Origin of the sequence: Nostoc sp. NMS4, from assembly GCF_017115095.1 — a bacterium.
GTDB lineage: Bacteria > Cyanobacteriota > Cyanobacteriia > Cyanobacteriales > Nostocaceae > Nostoc.
Genome location: NZ_JABXKI010000319.1, coordinates 1 through 1164, shown reverse-complemented (window position 1 = coordinate 1164; position 1164 = coordinate 1). Strand labels below are relative to the sequence as shown.

General features: G+C 43.6%; 1 protein-coding gene. It reads left to right on the top strand.

The features are described from left to right. Positions 1 to 1164, top strand: a 1164-nt coding sequence (locus tag HWQ37_RS29185) for a response regulator (RefSeq protein ID WP_292753900.1), incomplete at its 5' end; no start/stop codon positions are given.

Sequence of the window (1164 nt, the reverse complement as noted above, 5' to 3'; positions counted from 1 at the left end):
TTACTAATTGTTGAGGATGATGTTAATTTTGCACGTATCCTTCTAGATATGGCGCAGCAACAAGGATTCAAGGTGATCGCTGCCCAAACCGGTAGTACAGGTTTGATGCTCGCGCAGCAATTTCTACCTTCAGCCATTTTGCTAGATATCCGATTGCCAGAGATGGATGGTTGGACAGTATTGGATCGTCTGAAACATGACCCAAATACTCGTCACATTCCCGTACATATTATGACCGTTGAGGAAGGGAGACAACGCGGGTTACAACTAGGTGCGATCGCATATCTGCAAAAACCTTTAACCAGCGAAACAATATCCGAGGCGTTGACCAAAATTAAAGGTTTTGTTGAGCGTCAGGTGAAAAACTTATTGGTAGTCGAAGACGACGACACGCAACGATTGAGTATTGTTGAGTTGATTGGCAACAGCGATGTTTCTACCACTGCTGTATCCACCGGTGCAGCCGCCCTAGAAGCTATTGCTACTCAGCCTTTTGATTGCCTTGTCCTCGATTTAGGGCTACCCGACATGACCGGATTTGAACTAATTGAGCAGATAAAACTTCTACCTAACGGTAAAACTTTACCAATTATTGTTTATACAGGTAGAGAAATTAGCAAAGCTCAAGAAACAGAACTCAGAAGAATTGCCGAAACAATTATTATTAAAGATGTGCGATCGCCCGAACGCCTCCTCGATGAAACAGCATTATTTTTACACCGAGTCCAGGCAAATTTACCAGCACCCAAACGGCAAATACTTGAACAACTGCATTCGCAAGACTACTTCCTCACAGGGAAAAAAGCGCTAATTGTAGACGACGATATGCGGAATATCTTCGCCCTTACCAGTATGCTGGAGCGTTATCAAATCCAGGTTTTATATGCTGAAAACGGTAGAGAGGGGATTGCCCTGTTAGAAAATACACCAGATATTGATGTGGTTTTAATGGATGTAATGATGCCAGAAATGGATGGTTACGAAACAACACGTGTCATCCGCGAAAACGATCAATTTAAATCTTTGCCGATTATTGCACTGACTGCTAAAGCCATGCAAGGCGATCGCGAGAAGTGTATTGAAGCCGGTGCATCAGACTACATCACCAAACCGGTAGATACTGAGCAATTGCTCTCACTGTTGCGCGTTTGGCTATACCGTTAA